The sequence below is a fragment of the Lentzea albidocapillata genome (assembly GCF_000719115.1).
GTDB lineage: Bacteria > Actinomycetota > Actinomycetes > Mycobacteriales > Pseudonocardiaceae > Lentzea > Lentzea albidocapillata.
Genome location: NZ_JOEA01000014.1, coordinates 477,555 through 491,429 on the forward strand (window position 1 = coordinate 477,555; position 13,875 = coordinate 491,429).

At 68.2% G+C, this 13,875-nt stretch carries 13 protein-coding genes; 5 read left to right on the forward strand and 8 right to left on the reverse strand.

Going from position 1 to position 13,875, the window contains the following annotated elements; genetic code table 11:
- The first annotated feature begins 536 nt into the window (after window positions 1-536).
- From IG04_RS0123900 to IG04_RS0123910, 3 genes are all read left to right on the forward strand, one after another.
- Window positions 537-1,160, forward strand: coding sequence for a DUF4360 domain-containing protein (locus tag IG04_RS0123900; RefSeq protein WP_030478937.1), 624 nt, complete (start codon window positions 537-539; stop codon window positions 1,158-1,160).
- A 201-nt stretch (window positions 1,161-1,361) separates the two neighbouring features.
- The gene (locus IG04_RS0123905) at window positions 1,362-1,874 is read left to right on the forward strand and encodes a hypothetical protein (protein WP_030478938.1); all 513 of its coding nucleotides are present in this window, start codon (window positions 1,362-1,364) and stop codon (window positions 1,872-1,874) included.
- A 274-nt stretch (window positions 1,875-2,148) separates the two neighbouring features.
- Complete coding sequence (locus IG04_RS0123910; RefSeq protein WP_030478939.1) at window positions 2,149-2,775, forward strand: DUF4360 domain-containing protein; 627 nt, start codon at window positions 2,149-2,151, stop codon at window positions 2,773-2,775.
- 93 nt (window positions 2,776-2,868) lie between these two features.
- Here IG04_RS0123910 and IG04_RS0123915 read toward each other — a convergent pair whose 3' ends face one another.
- The 3 genes from IG04_RS0123915 to IG04_RS0123925 all read right to left on the reverse strand — a co-directional run bounded on the left by IG04_RS0123915 (window position 2,869) and on the right by IG04_RS0123925 (window position 6,045).
- Window positions 2,869-3,696 carry an extensin family protein gene (locus IG04_RS0123915; protein WP_030478940.1) on the reverse strand — a complete coding sequence of 276 codons (828 nt, stop codon included), beginning with the start codon at window positions 3,694-3,696 and terminating at the stop codon, window positions 2,869-2,871.
- Window positions 3,697-3,853: 157 nt separating this feature from the next.
- The gene (locus IG04_RS47710) at window positions 3,854-4,756 is read right to left on the reverse strand and encodes an SRPBCC family protein (RefSeq protein ID WP_245816070.1); all 903 of its coding nucleotides are present in this window, start codon (window positions 4,754-4,756) and stop codon (window positions 3,854-3,856) included.
- Entirely contained in the window at window positions 4,753-6,045 is a 1,293-nt protein-coding gene (locus tag IG04_RS0123925) for an NAD(P)/FAD-dependent oxidoreductase (RefSeq protein ID WP_051770523.1), read from the reverse strand. The genes IG04_RS47710 and IG04_RS0123925 overlap by 4 nt, the downstream gene beginning before the upstream one ends.
- Window positions 6,046-6,123: 78 nt before the next feature.
- On the opposite strand from IG04_RS0123925, the gene IG04_RS0123930 reads away from it, so the two are divergent.
- Window positions 6,124-7,596, forward strand: a complete 1,473-nt coding sequence (locus tag IG04_RS0123930) for an FAD-dependent oxidoreductase (protein WP_030478943.1) — start codon at window positions 6,124-6,126, stop codon at window positions 7,594-7,596.
- On the opposite strand, the gene paaZ is transcribed toward IG04_RS0123930, so the two are convergent.
- Window positions 7,593-9,614, reverse strand: coding sequence for a phenylacetic acid degradation bifunctional protein PaaZ (gene paaZ / locus IG04_RS0123935; RefSeq protein WP_030478944.1), 2,022 nt, complete (start codon window positions 9,612-9,614; stop codon window positions 7,593-7,595). The two genes, IG04_RS0123930 and paaZ, sit on opposite strands and share 4 nt — an antisense overlap.
- Before the next feature lie 357 nt (window positions 9,615-9,971).
- On the opposite strand from paaZ, the gene IG04_RS0123940 reads away from it, so the two are divergent.
- Window positions 9,972-11,234 (forward strand): MFS transporter, encoded by a 1,263-nt coding sequence (locus IG04_RS0123940; protein ID WP_051770525.1) that lies wholly within the window; start codon window positions 9,972-9,974, stop codon window positions 11,232-11,234.
- On the opposite strand, the gene pyrF is transcribed toward IG04_RS0123940, so the two are convergent.
- Genes pyrF through IG04_RS0123960 form a run of 4 tightly spaced genes read right to left on the reverse strand, consistent with a single transcriptional unit; the run spans window position 11,173 to window position 13,798 of the window.
- Complete coding sequence (gene pyrF / locus IG04_RS0123945; protein ID WP_051770527.1) at window positions 11,173-12,081, reverse strand: orotidine-5'-phosphate decarboxylase; 909 nt, start codon at window positions 12,079-12,081, stop codon at window positions 11,173-11,175. The two genes, IG04_RS0123940 and pyrF, sit on opposite strands and share 62 nt — an antisense overlap.
- Window positions 12,081-12,818: an HAD family hydrolase gene (locus tag IG04_RS0123950; protein ID WP_030478947.1), complete on the reverse strand. Its 738-nt coding sequence runs from the start codon at window positions 12,816-12,818 to the stop codon at window positions 12,081-12,083. Before IG04_RS0123950 ends, pyrF begins: the two co-directional genes overlap by 1 nt.
- Window positions 12,815-13,561 (reverse strand): purine-nucleoside phosphorylase, encoded by a 747-nt coding sequence (locus tag IG04_RS0123955; RefSeq protein ID WP_051770532.1) that lies wholly within the window; start codon window positions 13,559-13,561, stop codon window positions 12,815-12,817. Before IG04_RS0123955 ends, IG04_RS0123950 begins: the two co-directional genes overlap by 4 nt.
- Before the next feature lie 36 nt (window positions 13,562-13,597).
- Entirely contained in the window at window positions 13,598-13,798 is a 201-nt protein-coding gene (locus IG04_RS0123960) for an MbtH family protein (RefSeq protein ID WP_030478949.1), read from the reverse strand.
- Between the last annotated feature and the right edge of the window lie 77 nt (window positions 13,799-13,875).

Genomic DNA, 13,875 nt, shown 5'->3' on the forward strand with positions numbered 1-13,875 from the left:
CATCGTGGTGTCGCCCCCACGTTCTCGTACTGGTAGTACGGGGGCGTGGGGGCGGCGCCGCGAGGTGCCCTGCTGAGCGTGGATTACCTCGCCAACGTTCCGGGTCGCGCCACTAGGTGGCGCTTGTGGGGCCGAAAGACGAACTCCGCCGGCGGCGCGGACCGTGGGACGGGTCCTGCGCCGCCGGCGGGCACCGGCCGGCTGCGCGGCACCGCTGCCGCACCACCGAGTCCCGAGCAGGAGGGAGGAACCCGATGAGCAGTGCGCGCTTGCCTTTCCCACACCGGTGTAACGAGGTGGATCAGCCGGGGCTCTCGGCGCCAGGTGTGGGGACCAGCGTATTCAGTCGGTCCGGGTCGATCTTTTGTGATCTGACATGAAGTTAGCCGACCACCGATCGTCGCCAATCCCCCATTTAGACGATTAATCCGTTTTAAATATATTTAAGTTCGCCCGGTCGGTCGTCCACGACTTAAGTGAATTTAAGATAAGGTCACCCGCACGCCGCCATCCCCGCACAATTCGGAAGGCAACTCATGCTCAGTGCGATGGCAGCCGCGGGTTTGGCACTTTCCCTCCTCGTCGCCCCTGAGGCGCCGAGCACGGCCGATGTGGTTCCGCCCGGCAAAATCACGGTCGACGTCGTCACGGTGAACGGTTCCGGCTGCCCCGCCGGAACGGCCGCGGTAGCGGCCTCTGACGACAACACGTCATTCACGGTGACCTACAGCGACTACACCGCCCAGGCCGGTTCCGGATCGACACCGACGCAGTTCCGCAAGAACTGCCAGCTGAACCTGCGCGTGCACTACCCGCAGGGCTTCACGTTCGGGATCGCGAAGGCCGACCACCGCGGGTTCGCGCACTTACCCGGAGGGGCACGCGGCATGCAGCGCGCGGGCTACTACTTCTCCGGCTCGTCGTCCACGGGAACGAGCACGCACGACATCGCGGCACCGACGAGCGACAACTGGCAGTTCACCGACACCACCGAGGTCGCGGAGATCGTGTTCGCGCCGTGCGGCGCGGTGCGGCACCTGAACGTGAACACCGAGCTGCGGGCTTTCACGAACTCGGCGAACCAGCCGGCGTTCGTTTCGATGGATTCCACGGACGGGAGCGTCAAGACCCGTTACCAGTTCGCCTGGAAGCGATGCTGACCCTTAGATGATCACGGAGGGGGCCCGGCGCTATACTCACAGTAAGCAACGGGCCTTCTCTTCGTGACCCACACGTGACTTTTGACGGGTGAGTCAACCGGACCATTGCTTCCCGCGTATACCCATGTAGATTCCCGCTCACCGTGACGGCCATTCGGGTGACTGTCACGGACTCGCGCGCCCACGCGAAACGGAGACAGCATGCAGGCGAACGCCCAGACCGCCCAGGTCGACGACCTGACACTCATCGCGCTGCCCACCGCGGTGAACTGCGCGGAGCTGTTCGTGCGATTCACCCTTGGTGAGTGGCGCCTGCGCAACATGACCGCGGAGTGCTCGGCCGTCGCCTGCGCGCTGGTCGAAGCCGCCATCGAGTCAGCCGATCCGAAGACCTCGCGGCTGATCACGCTGCGACTGCGACTGAGCGGCGACTACCTCGTCGTCGAGCTGGAGGCAGCCAGGTTCGTCATGCCGCCCACCTCCCCGGACCTGCGCACCGGCGAGTTGCAGCTCGGCAACGGCGTCAAGCTGATCTGGTGCGAGCTGGCCCTGCCGACGGGCGTGAACGCCAACGCGGTGCCGCTGCCCCGGCGCGAGAAGCGCCGCTCCCCCGCAGCCGAGGCGCTGGGCGACGAGCCGGAAGTCGATCCCGAGCTCATCCAGCGCATCCTGTTCGGCCTCGGTGGCTCGATGGGCAACGGCCACCAGCGCTAGATTTCCCCAGGTTTCACCCAAAGGCGCATCCAGCCACGGATGCGCCTTTGTCGTGTGCACGGCCGGTGGACGCTTCACCGATAGACTTCGCAACCCAGAAATAACCGCTTCCCGCCAATCCTGGGCGCCAATTCACCCCAGCACCGCGGAAACATTTCTTGGTGCTCTCGCCTGCAATGTTGGGCTGCTTGGCGGACGATTCGTCAACTACCTTTCCGATACGGTCACGTACCACGCCGCCCGAACTGTCCTGCACATTCGGAAAGGTGTAGCAATGATCAGCATGATGGCCGCAGCCGGCTTGGCTCTGTCCACCATCGTCATTCCCCCGGTCGCCGACCCGCCCCCGCCGGGCCAGATCACCATCGACGTCGTCACGGTCAACGGCTCCGGCTGTCGCGCCGGTACGGCCGCCGTCGCCGTCTCCCCCGACAACAAGGCGTTCACGGTCACCTACAGCGACTACCTGGCGCAGGTGGGCCCCGAGTCGCGGCCGACCGATTTCCGGAAGAACTGCCAGCTGAACCTCAAGGTGAACGTTCCCGGCGGATTCACCTACGGCATCGCACAGGCCGACTACAGAGGATTCGCACACCTCGAGAGAGGAGCGAAGGGCACGCAGAAGGCGAGCTACTACTTCCAGGGGATGTCCGACAACGACCAGCGGTCCAAGACCTGGAACGGCGCGTTGAGCGACAGCTGGCAGGTCACGCACAGGACCGACGTCGCCTCGATCATCTACCACCCGTGCGGTGCGAAGCGGAACTTCAACATCAACACCGAGCTTCGGGTGGACAAGGGCACGTCCGACCCGAAGAAGACCAGCTTCATGGCGATGGACTCGACGGACGGCTCGATCGAGACCATCTACCACTTTGCCTGGAAGAAGTGCCCCAGGTAGTCCGTCAGGTCAGCTGAACCGCGCCCTCGCACGGCAAGGCCGGAGCCCAGGAGGCATGGGCTCCGGCCTTGCCGGTTCTTCTGCTGCCGTAGATCAGATGTTCTGGTTCGCGAACCCCTTGGTCGCGATCTTCGACAGCATTCCCTGCCACACCGAGGAGCTGGTGTGCGGGTCACCGGTCACACCGAGCGCCGACTTGAGGCCGTTGAACGCGCTCGTCGTGGCAGGGCCCCAGGCGCCGTCGATCACGAGGCCGGAGCCGCGGAAGTTGTTGCACACGGCCTGGACGAACTTGGTGTCGGACTCGGAGGCCTTGACCGCGCGGACCGGCATGCCACCGAAGTCGGCGTGGATGTGGTCCTCGTGGGCGGCGTTGTACCAGCCGTCGAGCACGTAGCGGAACCGGCGGCGGCACACGGCCTCCGTTGCGAGGTAGCGCTTGCGGATCGAGGCGGTGCCCGACGCGTGGTGCCTGTCGAGCGGCGAGATGGTGTTGCCGCCGGACCAGCGGACGTGGTCGAGGTCCATCGCGGTGCCGGCGCCGTGCTGACCCGCCTTGTTGACGTAGAAGCCCGCCGAGACGATGTAGCTGATCGAGCCGTAGCCCGACGAGAGGGAGCGCAGGTCGCGGATCCAGGCGACGAGCGCGTTGTAGAACGCGTCGGTGGCCTGCCAGTTGCGCGCGGTCGTGTTGCCGCGGTTGGAACGCCAGTAGTAGACGGGAGTGCCGTCGATCTTCTGGAACGTCTTCAGCGCCAGCACGCCGGCCTCGGCGGCCTCGATCTCCGCGGGCGTGTGCTGGTCGTCGGGCGTGGGGGCGGCGCCGGCAAGCCCCGGCGCGATGGTGGACAGGCCGGCGAGACCGGCGACGGCCGCCGCGCCCGTGACGAAGCCGCGTCTGGTGACGTTGTTCTCGAACACCCCAGTACTCCCTCTGTGTCCAAGCCGGCGGCGGCAGGAGGAAGGGCCTGTCTCACCCACCGGCCCGAGGGAGTCTAGGGATCGCACGCGAACGGCGGAATCGGGCCTGACCTGCGTTTTTCCTTTGTCTTTACCGGCGTGGACGGCTGTCCGCGGTCTAGCGGACGGGCCCGAGCACGCGGATCAGGTTCTTCTCGGTGCCCGTGCCCAGCTTCTCCAGCGCGAGCTTCGCCACGGGCGCCCCGAACTTCGCGAGCCCGTTGAACTCCACGTGCGCGCGATAGGCGATCCTGGCCGTGCCCGGCGCTTCCCCCGCCGTGATCGAGATGTCGTCGGTCGAGGTGGCGGTGTCGTTGCGCCCCACGAACTGCAGGCCGCTCGCGTCGTCACGGGTCAACTCGTAGACGAGCTCGGTCTTGCGGCCGAGGAACGACGACACGTTGCGCCAGCGCGAGCCCACCTCGACCGGGCCGTCGTCCAGGCGCGTGCACGACACGGTGCCCGGATCCCACTGCTCGGCACGGGAGAAGTCGCGCAGGTACTCGATGACACCCTCGGGCGTGGCCGCGACGGTGAAGGTGCGCTCCACGTCCACCCCGGACACGTTCAGTGAGTTGAACGCCTGCGGCGTGAGGTCCAACCGGTACTGGTCGACGAGCTCGGCCTGGCTCTCCGCACGACGTGTCAGCCGCTCCAGCCGCGTCTCGTCGAAGCTGTTCAGCTTCAGCAACGTCCGCCACAGCACGGCCTTGCCCTCGATGCCGACGCGCAGGGTCTCCAGTTCGAGCACGTCGCTCAGCGGCGAACGGCCGAGCACCCTGCCGTTGAACTTGAGCCTGCCCGCCTTCTCGGTGAGCCAGCCGAGCGCCTCCCTGTGCGGACGCGGCTCGACACCGGCCTGACGCATGAAGTCGAGCAGCTCCTTGCGGTCCGCCTCGATGTCGTCCGCGAGCGCCCGCAGTTCGGGGTGCGTGCGGCTGATGCGGCGGGCGAGCTCGGTGCCCGCCATCGCCCCGGTCAGGTGGTCGTTGAGGTAGATGCTCAGCAGCTCCGTGTTCACGCCTTCCGGTTACCCGCCGCCAAACCTTCCCGGCGCTCGAACGCCCGCATCGGCTCCAGGATGATCGGCTGCGCGCGACGGCCGGTAAGCAGGTTCCACGTCCACTGCGCGAGCACCGCGACCCGGTTGCGCCAGCCCACCAGGAACGCGATGTGCACGCCGGCCCACGCCGCCTTGCCGATGATCCCCTTGAGCCGCAGCTTCCTGATGTCCGCGACGGCGTCACCGGGCGAGATCGTGGCCATCGTGCCGAGGTCGAGGTATTTGAACGGCTTGGCCCTGCGCCCGTCCAGGCGTGCCTTGATCACGCGGGCGACGTGGTGACCCTCCTGGATCGCGGGCTCGGCGATGCCGGGCAGGTCGTTCAGGTTCACCATGTCGCCGATGGCGAAGACGTCGTCGGCGACAGAGCAGTCGACGGGATTCACCACGATCCGGCCCTTGCGGTCGGTCTCGGTGCCGGTCGCCTCGGCGAGCTTGCGCGCCAGCTGCGAGGCCTGCACGCCCGCCGCCCAGATGATCGTGCGCGCCTCGACCCGGTCGCCGTCCTTGGTGGTGAGGCCTTCCGCGTCGATGGACTCGACCATGGCGCTCGTCATCACCGTGACGCCGAGCCGTTCCAGCTTCACCCGCGCGTGCTCGCGCAGTGGCGCCGAGAACGGCGGCAGTACGTGCGGCACGGCATCCATCAACGTAATGCGGACGTCGCGCGGGTCGATCTCCCGGAACTGGCCCTTCAACGCCCGGCGGGCCAGGTCGGCGAGCTGCCCGGCCAGCTCGACACCGGTCGGTCCGGCCCCCACGACCGCGAACGACAGCCACTGCTTCGGATCCTCGGCCGCCACCGCCGTCTCGAACGCCCGCAGCAGCTTCGAGCGCAGGGCGACGGCCTGTTCGAGGGTCTTCATGGGTGACGCGGACTCGGCCCACTCGTCATGGCCGAAGTAGCTGTCGCGAGAGCCGGCCGCCACGACCAGGGTGTCGTACCCGAGCTGGCGCGACCTCCCGTCCGGCAGGTCGACGTGCACCCGTTTGGCGGCCGTGTCGAAGCCGGTCACCTCGCCCAGCAGGACGTGCGCGTTGCGTTGCCTGCGCAGGATCGCCCGGAACGCCGGCGCGATGTCACCGGCGGGCAGCAACGCCGTCGCCACCTGGTACAGCAACGGCTGGAACAGGTGGTGGTTCGTGCGGTCGATCAACGTGACCTCGGCGTCCGCGCGCTTCAGGCCGCGCACCACGCCCAGTCCGCCGAACCCACCTCCGACAACGACTACCCGGTGCTTGCTCATGGGAGTCGCATACCCACTTGGGCGGGACGGTATCCAGCCGCCCTCGCATACTCGCCCGGAACGGGGGTATCCGCCGCCATGACCACCACCGCTGACCAGTCGCTCTGGCTTGCCGCCCTCCCAGCGAAGTCGCGTCCCCCGCTGACCGGACAGCACACCTTCGACGTGGCGGTGGTCGGCGGCGGCATCACCGGCCTGACCACCGCGTTGCTGCTCAAGCGCCGTGGCCTGAACGTCGTCGTGCTGGAGGCCGAGCGCGTCGCCTCTGGCGTGTCCGGCAACAACACCGCCAAGGTCACCGCGCTGCAGTCCACTGTGTACTCACAGATCCGGCAGGCCCACGGCCTGGCCGCCGCCACCGACTACGCCGCCGCGTCCGTGGCCGCCGTGGCCCAGGTCGCCGACCTGGCGAAGGACATCGACTGCGACCTGCGCCGCTCCCCCGCGGTCACCTACGCCTACAGCGAGTCCGAGGTGCGCGACGTCGACCACGAGCTGATCGCGGCTCGTCAGGCCGGCCTCCCGGTGCGCGAAGCCAAGAACGTCGACCTGCCGTTCGAGGTGCACGCGGCGGTCTGGCTCGACGACCAGATCGGCCTGCACCCGGTGAAGTACCTGCAGGGCCTGGCCGGCGAGATCGACGGCGACGGCAGCCGGGTGTGCGAACACAGCAGGGTCGTCGACGTGAGCGGGCACCGCGTGTCGACCGACGACGGTCACGTCACCGCCGACAAGATCGTGATGGCGACGCACTACCCGACGCTGGACCGGGGCCTGTACTTCGCCCGCCTCGAACTCACCCGCGCCTACTGCATCGCGGCCCGTGTCAACGCACCGACGCAAGCGCTCGCCATCAGCACCGGCAGCCCGTCCTGGTCGATCTCGGCGCACGAGGACAAGCTGATCATCGCCGGTCAGAGCCATCAGACGGGCAAGCCCGCGGTGGAACCGTTCCGCCGGCTGGAGGATTTCGCGCGCAGGCACTGGCAGGTCGAGGAGATCACGCACCGCTGGTCGGCGCAGGACCCGACGGCCTACGACCACCTGCCGATGATCGGGAGCTACACGCCGGGCAACACCACGCTGTTCACCGCCACCGGCTACATGAAGTGGGGCCTGACCAGCGGCACGTTCGCCGCGACCCTGCTCGCGGACCTGGTGACGGGCAAGCCGAACGAACTGGCCGATCGGTTCAGCCCGCACCGGCTGTCCCTGAAGTCGCTGCCCACGCTGGTGAAGAAGAACGCCGAGGTCGCGGCGGAGATGGTCGGCGACCGGATCATGCCCGCCGACGCCACCTCCAGCGAGCACCTGCCGCGCGGCCATGCCCACGTCATCCGCGACGGCCTGGGCAAGACCGGCGTCTACCGCGGCGAGGACGGTGAGCTGCACGGGGTGTCGATGCGCTGCACGCACCTCGGCTGCCTCGTCCGGTTCAACTCCGCCGAACGCAGCTGGGACTGCCCGTGCCACGGTTCGCGCTTCGACGTGGACGGCGCGGTGCTGGAGGGACCGGCGACCCGGCCCCTCCCCCGCAAGGAACCGCGTTAGCTCTTGGCCACGAGCGTCAGCACGTCGTACTTCGCGACCGACTCGCCCTTCTGGTTCGTCACGTCGGAGTCCCAGCGGACCTCGCCGTACTCCTGGTCCTCGCGCGGCGTGATCTGCTTGACCGTCAGGGTCACCGTCAGCTGGTCGCCGGGGAACGTCGGCGTGACGAACCGCAGGTTCTCCAGCCCGTAGTTCGCGAGCACCGGTCCGGGCTCCGGCGAGACGAAGAGCCCCGCCGCGAACGAGACCACGAGGTAGCCGTGGGCGACCCGGCCGCCGAAGAACGGGTTCGCGGCGGCGGCTTCCTCGTCCATGTGCGCGTAGAACGTGTCGCCGGTGAACGACGCGAAGTGCTCGATGTCCTCCAGCGTCACCTCACGCGGACCGGCCACGACCGTGTCGCCCAGGCGCAGTTCGGCGAGCGTCTTGCGGAACGGGTGCACCGCGTCCTCGCGGCGAGGCGCGCCCGTCACCCAGCGGTTCGTGATGGCACTCAACGCGCGCGGGCTGCCCTGCACGGCCGTGCGCTGCATGTGGTGCAGCACGCCGCGCATGCCACCCATCTCCTCACCGCCACCGGCCCGGCCAGGACCGCCGTGCACGAGCATCGGCAGCGGAGAACCGTGCCCGGTCGACTCGCCGGCGTCCTCTCGGTCGAGCACGAGCAACCGGCCGTGCCACGGCGCCGCGCCGATCACGACGTCGCGCACGAAATCCGTGTCGGCCGAGACGATCGATCCGACCAGCGAACCCGCACCGCGCGCGGCCAGTGCCACGGCGTCGTCCACGGAGGTGTAGGGCATCAGCGTCGACACCGGCCCGAACGCCTCGACCTCGTGCGGCTGCACGGCGTCGGCGGCGGCGCGCAGCAGCATCGGCGACATGAACGCGCCACGCTCGGCGTCAGCGTCCACAAGAGACAGAGCGCCGTCGCCGTAGACGACCGATGCGTTCTCCTGCAACGCCTTCAGCGACCGGCGGACCTCCTCGCGCTGTTCCAGTCCGGCCAGCGCGCCCATCTTCACCGACTTGTCGGCCGGGTTGCCGATGACCACCTCGGCCAGCTTCGCCGCCGTCGCCTCGGCCACGGCGTCCATCAGCGACTCGGGCACCAGCGCGCGCCGGATCGCCGTGCACTTCTGGCCGGCCTTGGTCGTCATCTCGGTCACCAGCTGGCCGACGAACAGGTCGAACTCGGGCGTGCCCGCGACGGCGTCCGGGCCGAGGATCGAGCAGTTCAGCGAGTCGGCCTCGGCGTTGAACCGCACCGACGACCGGATCACGGCCTGGTGCGTGCGCAGGTGCTGGGCGGTGGACGCGGACCCGGTGAACCCGACCAGGTCCTGCGGGGTCAGGTGGTCGAGCAGGTCGCCCGCCGAACCGCAGACCAGCTGTAACGACCCCTCGGGCAGCAGACCGGAGGCGAGCATCAGCTCGACCAGCTTCTCGGTCACGTACGCCGTCTGGGACGCCGGCTTGATCAGCGACGGCACCCCGGCGATGAACGCGGGCGCGAACTTCTCGAGCGGCCCCCACATGGGGAAGTTGTAGGCGTTGATCTGCACCGCGACCCCGCGCAGGGGCGTGCAGATGTGCTGGCCGACGAACGTGCCGCCCCGCCCGAGCGGCTCGACGGGCCCGTCGACGTAGACCTTGTCGTTGGGCAGCTCACGCTTGGCCTTGGACGCGTACCCGAGCAGCACGCCGAAGCCGCCGTCGATGTCGATCCACGAGTCGGACCTGGTCGCGCCGCTGCGGGCGGACAGCGCGTACAGCTCGGCCTTGTGCTCCTTGAGGTAGAGCCCGAGGGCCTTCAGCAGCTGCGCGCGCTGGTGGAACGTGAGCTCGCGCAACGCGGGCCCGCCGACCTCTCGCCCATGTCGCAGCGCCGCCCCCATGTCGACGCCCGCCGACGAGATCCGGGCGATCTCCTCGCCCGTCACGGCGTCGTGCAACGGCGCGCCCTCCACCGAAGGCGTGTGCCACCCACCCGACACGTAGCTGCGCAGCAAGCTCATCGAGCCAACCCTTCTCGCGGGGGTGCTGGATCCTCAGCAACCCGACCACCAGGCAACGTATCAGCCGCCGGGTAGCGTCGCGGGGGTGCAGGCTCTGCTCAGCGAGCTCGCCTCAGCGCGTTCCGAGGTTCTGCGTCCAGTACCCGGCCGGGCAGAGCTCCCTCAAGGACGCCGACCGGGTGACCGGTGCGGTCGAGGAGCGAGAATGGCAGTCCGACGTCTGTCCACTGAGGACTTCGGGTCGTCGCCCGCCGTCCAGCCGGGGGCTTTACGCCTGCCCGGCCGACTGTAGGCGGCCATCGCTGTTCAGCACAACGACGCCCGTCGTCAGGCCGAACAGCTAAAGTACGGCCCGAAATGAGCGACGAAGAGATCTCCGAACCCGCGCCGCCCCGGCTCCTCAGCGATCGGCGTTTCCGGTTCCTGTGGACGGCAGAGACCATCGGCCAGCTCGGGACGGCGATCAGCAGCGTCGTCATTCCCCTCGTGGCCATCGACGTCCTGCACGCCACGGCGTGGGAGGTCGGCCTGATCGAAGCACTCGTGTGGCTGCCGTGGTTGCTCATCGGGCTTCCCGCAGGCGCGTGGGTCGACCGAGGGCGGTCCAGGCGCATCATTCTCGCCGGCAACATCTCGTCGCTGCTGCTGACCGCCAGCATCCCGCTCGCCGCATGGGCCGGTGTGCTCAGCACGAGCCAGATACTCGTGATCGCCTTCCTGCTCGGCGTCTCAGCCGTCTTCACCCTCGTCGCGTTCCAGACGTTGCTGCCGTCTGTCGTGGATCATCGGCTGCTGCCTGAGGCGAACGCCAAGTTCTACATCAGCGAGTCGATCGCGCACATCTCCGGCCCTGGCATCGCAGGCCTGCTCGCACATGTCCTCGGCACCGTCTACACGCTGCTCAGCCATGCGGCGAGTCTCGCGATCTCCGTGTTGTGCCTCCTCCAGGTCAAGGTCGACGACAGGCCGCCCCCACGAGCGCCGAAGCAGTCATCGCTGGTTCAGGAGGTGAAGGAAGGCGTCCGCTTCACCGCCTCCGACAGCTATCTGCGGCCGATCGCCCTGTACAGCGCGGCGGCGAACTTCTGGTTCGCCGCCCTGCAAGCCGTGATCATGTTCTTCCTGGTGCGGACGGTCGGAGTCAGTGCCTCGACGGTGGGGGTACTGCTCACCGCGGGCGGGCTGGGCGGGATCACCGGCGCGTTGCTCGCGACGAAGATCGCCAGCCGGTTCGGCAACGCGAGAGCCCTGGTTCTCACCGAACTCTTCACGGCGCCGTTCGGCCTGTTGATCCCTTTCACCACCAAGGGAAGCGGGCTCGTCCTGTTCATCGCCGGCATGATCATCACCGGGCTGGGCGTATCGGTGTCCAACGTGATCACCAGCAGCTTCCGCCAAGCCTACTGCCCGCCGCACCTGCTGGGACGGGTCATCACGAGCACCCGCTTCCTGACCTACGGCGTCCTGCCCGTCGGCGCGATCACCGGCGGGACACTGGCGACCGCGCTCGACACCCGCACCGCTGTGTTCGTCGTGTGCCTGGGGCAGGCGCTGATCGTCAGCTTGCTCCTGGCGAGTCCCATCCGGAAGCACCGCTCGCTGCCGGAACGTCCCTCCTGAGCGTGTTCCGCCACGAGTCCAGAGCAGACGTCAGCGCGGACACGTCCGGACCGTGCCGCAGAACGCCTGTCGTGACGGTGAAGAGCGCCCGTCCCCCGATCACCTCGGCCGAGCCGATCACCTCGGCGCTGCTGCGGTCGGCCCGGCCGAGACCGGGTACTTCGACGAGACTGCGGCCGAGCCGGCGGTAGAGGGAGCCGGACTCGGGCGCACGGGCACCCACCACCGCGGCCACCGGTCCGGTGTGCACGCCGGGCGCGTACTCGGCGTTCCAGCCGGTCACCTGGTCCGCGATCACCGCGGAGACCGGCAGGCCGTCGTGGTCGGCGCACTGGACACCGGCTGCGGCGTGGTTCGACGTCCGCACGAGCACGAACACCGCAGCGCCGACCTCGTTCGCCCTGCGCAGCAAGGGATCGAGCGACTCGAACCCCATGAAGCAGTTCGCCGTGACCGCGTCGCCTCGAAGGACGCTGTCCGGTCCCAGGTAGAGCTGCGCGTAGGACTCCATGGTGTCGTCCGCGTCACCGATCTTGGTGTCGAGCAGGACGAGGGTCCCCGCGTCCCGCAACCTGCCGATGAACCACCGCAGCACCGCCACGCCCTCCTCACCGAAGCGGAGGAAGAAGGACGGCTGGATCTTGGCGACGGCGACCGACTCCCGCATCGCGCTGAGCACCACGTCGCAGTACTCGCGCGCTCCGCGGGCGTCATCGGGCAACCGCCAGTTCGCCAGCCACTTCCGCGAGGGCGCGACTCCCAGGCACAGCGGCGACCGGTGCTCGGACAGGTCGAACCACCGGTCCGCGAAGCTCGTCGAGGACCGGGTGCTCTGAGTCTTTCGCATCATGATCTCCCTTTCTGCCGGCTGTCCGCGAGAAGGCCCAGCAGCGGCGCGAGGCCCGCCAGGTCGCCGATGACCGGGAAGTCTTCTTCGGACGGTCCGGTGCGACCACGGTCCAGCCACACCCCCTGCAGTCCTGCCCGTGACGCGGCCCGCGCGTCAGCCTCCTTGTTGTCCCCCACGTACACCACGGCCGGGGCATCGACTCCCAGCGCGGCGCAGCCGGCCGCGAAGATGCGCGGATCCGGTTTGGCGACGCCATCGACGTCGTCGCAGCACACCAGCACCTCGAACCGGTCGCGAATCCCGAGCAGCCGGAGCTTGTAGTCCTGGTACTCGTGCTTGCTGTTGCTCAGCGCGCCGATCCGCAGGCCCCGCTCGCGCAGCAGGTCCAGTGCGGCGACCACGTCGTCGAAAAGAAGGAACTCCTGCTCGCAGTGCGACAGGTACTCCCCCACCCACGCATCCTGTTCCTCGACGCCCTCTCCCAGTTCCAGTCCGTGGGCCCGGCAGAAGTCGGCCGCCCTGGCCCGCCGTTGCCCCTCGAAGGTGGTCTCGCCGCGGAGATACCGTCCGAAGTGGACTTTCTCGACCGCGTGCCACGTCGCGGAAGCCGCCGTGATTCCGGCGTCGGTCCACTGGGGTGCGATCCGCGCGAGGTGGCGGACCAGCCCTCGCGTCATGGCGCCCTTGAAGTCCACCAACGTGTCGTCGATGTCGAACAGCACAGCTGTGATCATGTTTCCGTTCCCGTGCCTGCCATGGCGTGCGCACGCACCTCTACGGCGGCCGCAATGGCGACTTCGACCATCGCCAGGTATCCGCGCTCGCGGTCCTCAGCGGACCACCGGGCGCGGCTCTCGAGGTTGTCCGTCACCGTGAGCACCGCGAGGGAATGCCTCCGATAGCGGGACGCGACGGCGTACAAAGCGGCGGTCTCCATGTCGAGACCGAGCACACCCATGTCGGCCAGGTCGAGCATCCGGCCTGGGTCCGCGTGATAGAAGACGTCGCTGGTCATCACCTGCCCGACGTGCGCGCGGTGAGACCTTTCGCGCGCGATTCGCTCCGCCGCCACCAGCAGCGGGAAAGACGCCGTCGGCGCGTAGCTCAGGCCGGGCAGAATGTTGCTGACCACGGCCGAGTCAGTCACCGCGCCCATCGCCAGGATCAGGTCACCGAGCTCGATGTCCGCCCGCATCGCCGCGCAGGTACCGATCCGGACCGCCACCTGCACATTGTGTTGCTCGAACAGTTCCGTGGCGTAGATGGCCATCGACGGTGCGCCCATTCCACTGGCCTGCACGCTGATCGGCACACCGCCGGACTCGCCCGTGAAACCGAACGCATTCCTGATTCTGTTGTAGCAGCTGACATTCGTGAGCATTTCCTCCGCGATGCGCCGGCCACGCACGGGGTCGCCCGGCAACAGCACGATGTCAGCTACATCTCCGGGCTCGCCGTCGATGTGGAATGCCGCCATGTCTCTCCCCGTCCAGGTGATCGCAGTACCACCGCACTAGCCGGCCATGAATTCACGGACACTGCGCGGCCGCATGTCGGTCCACACCTCGTCGATGTGAGCGAGACATTCCTCCCTGGACCCGGTCTTACCTGCGGCCACCCATCCTGCTGGAATCTCCCGCCCTACCGGCCAAATGGAGAACTGCTCCTCGCCGTTACGGACCACGACATATTCGCGGGTGTCGTCCTGGGTCATTTCGAAGTGCTCCTCATCCGTCTCGGACCGAACCCGACCATAAGTCAATAGCCGACACTGTTGCAACGCCGCGCTCA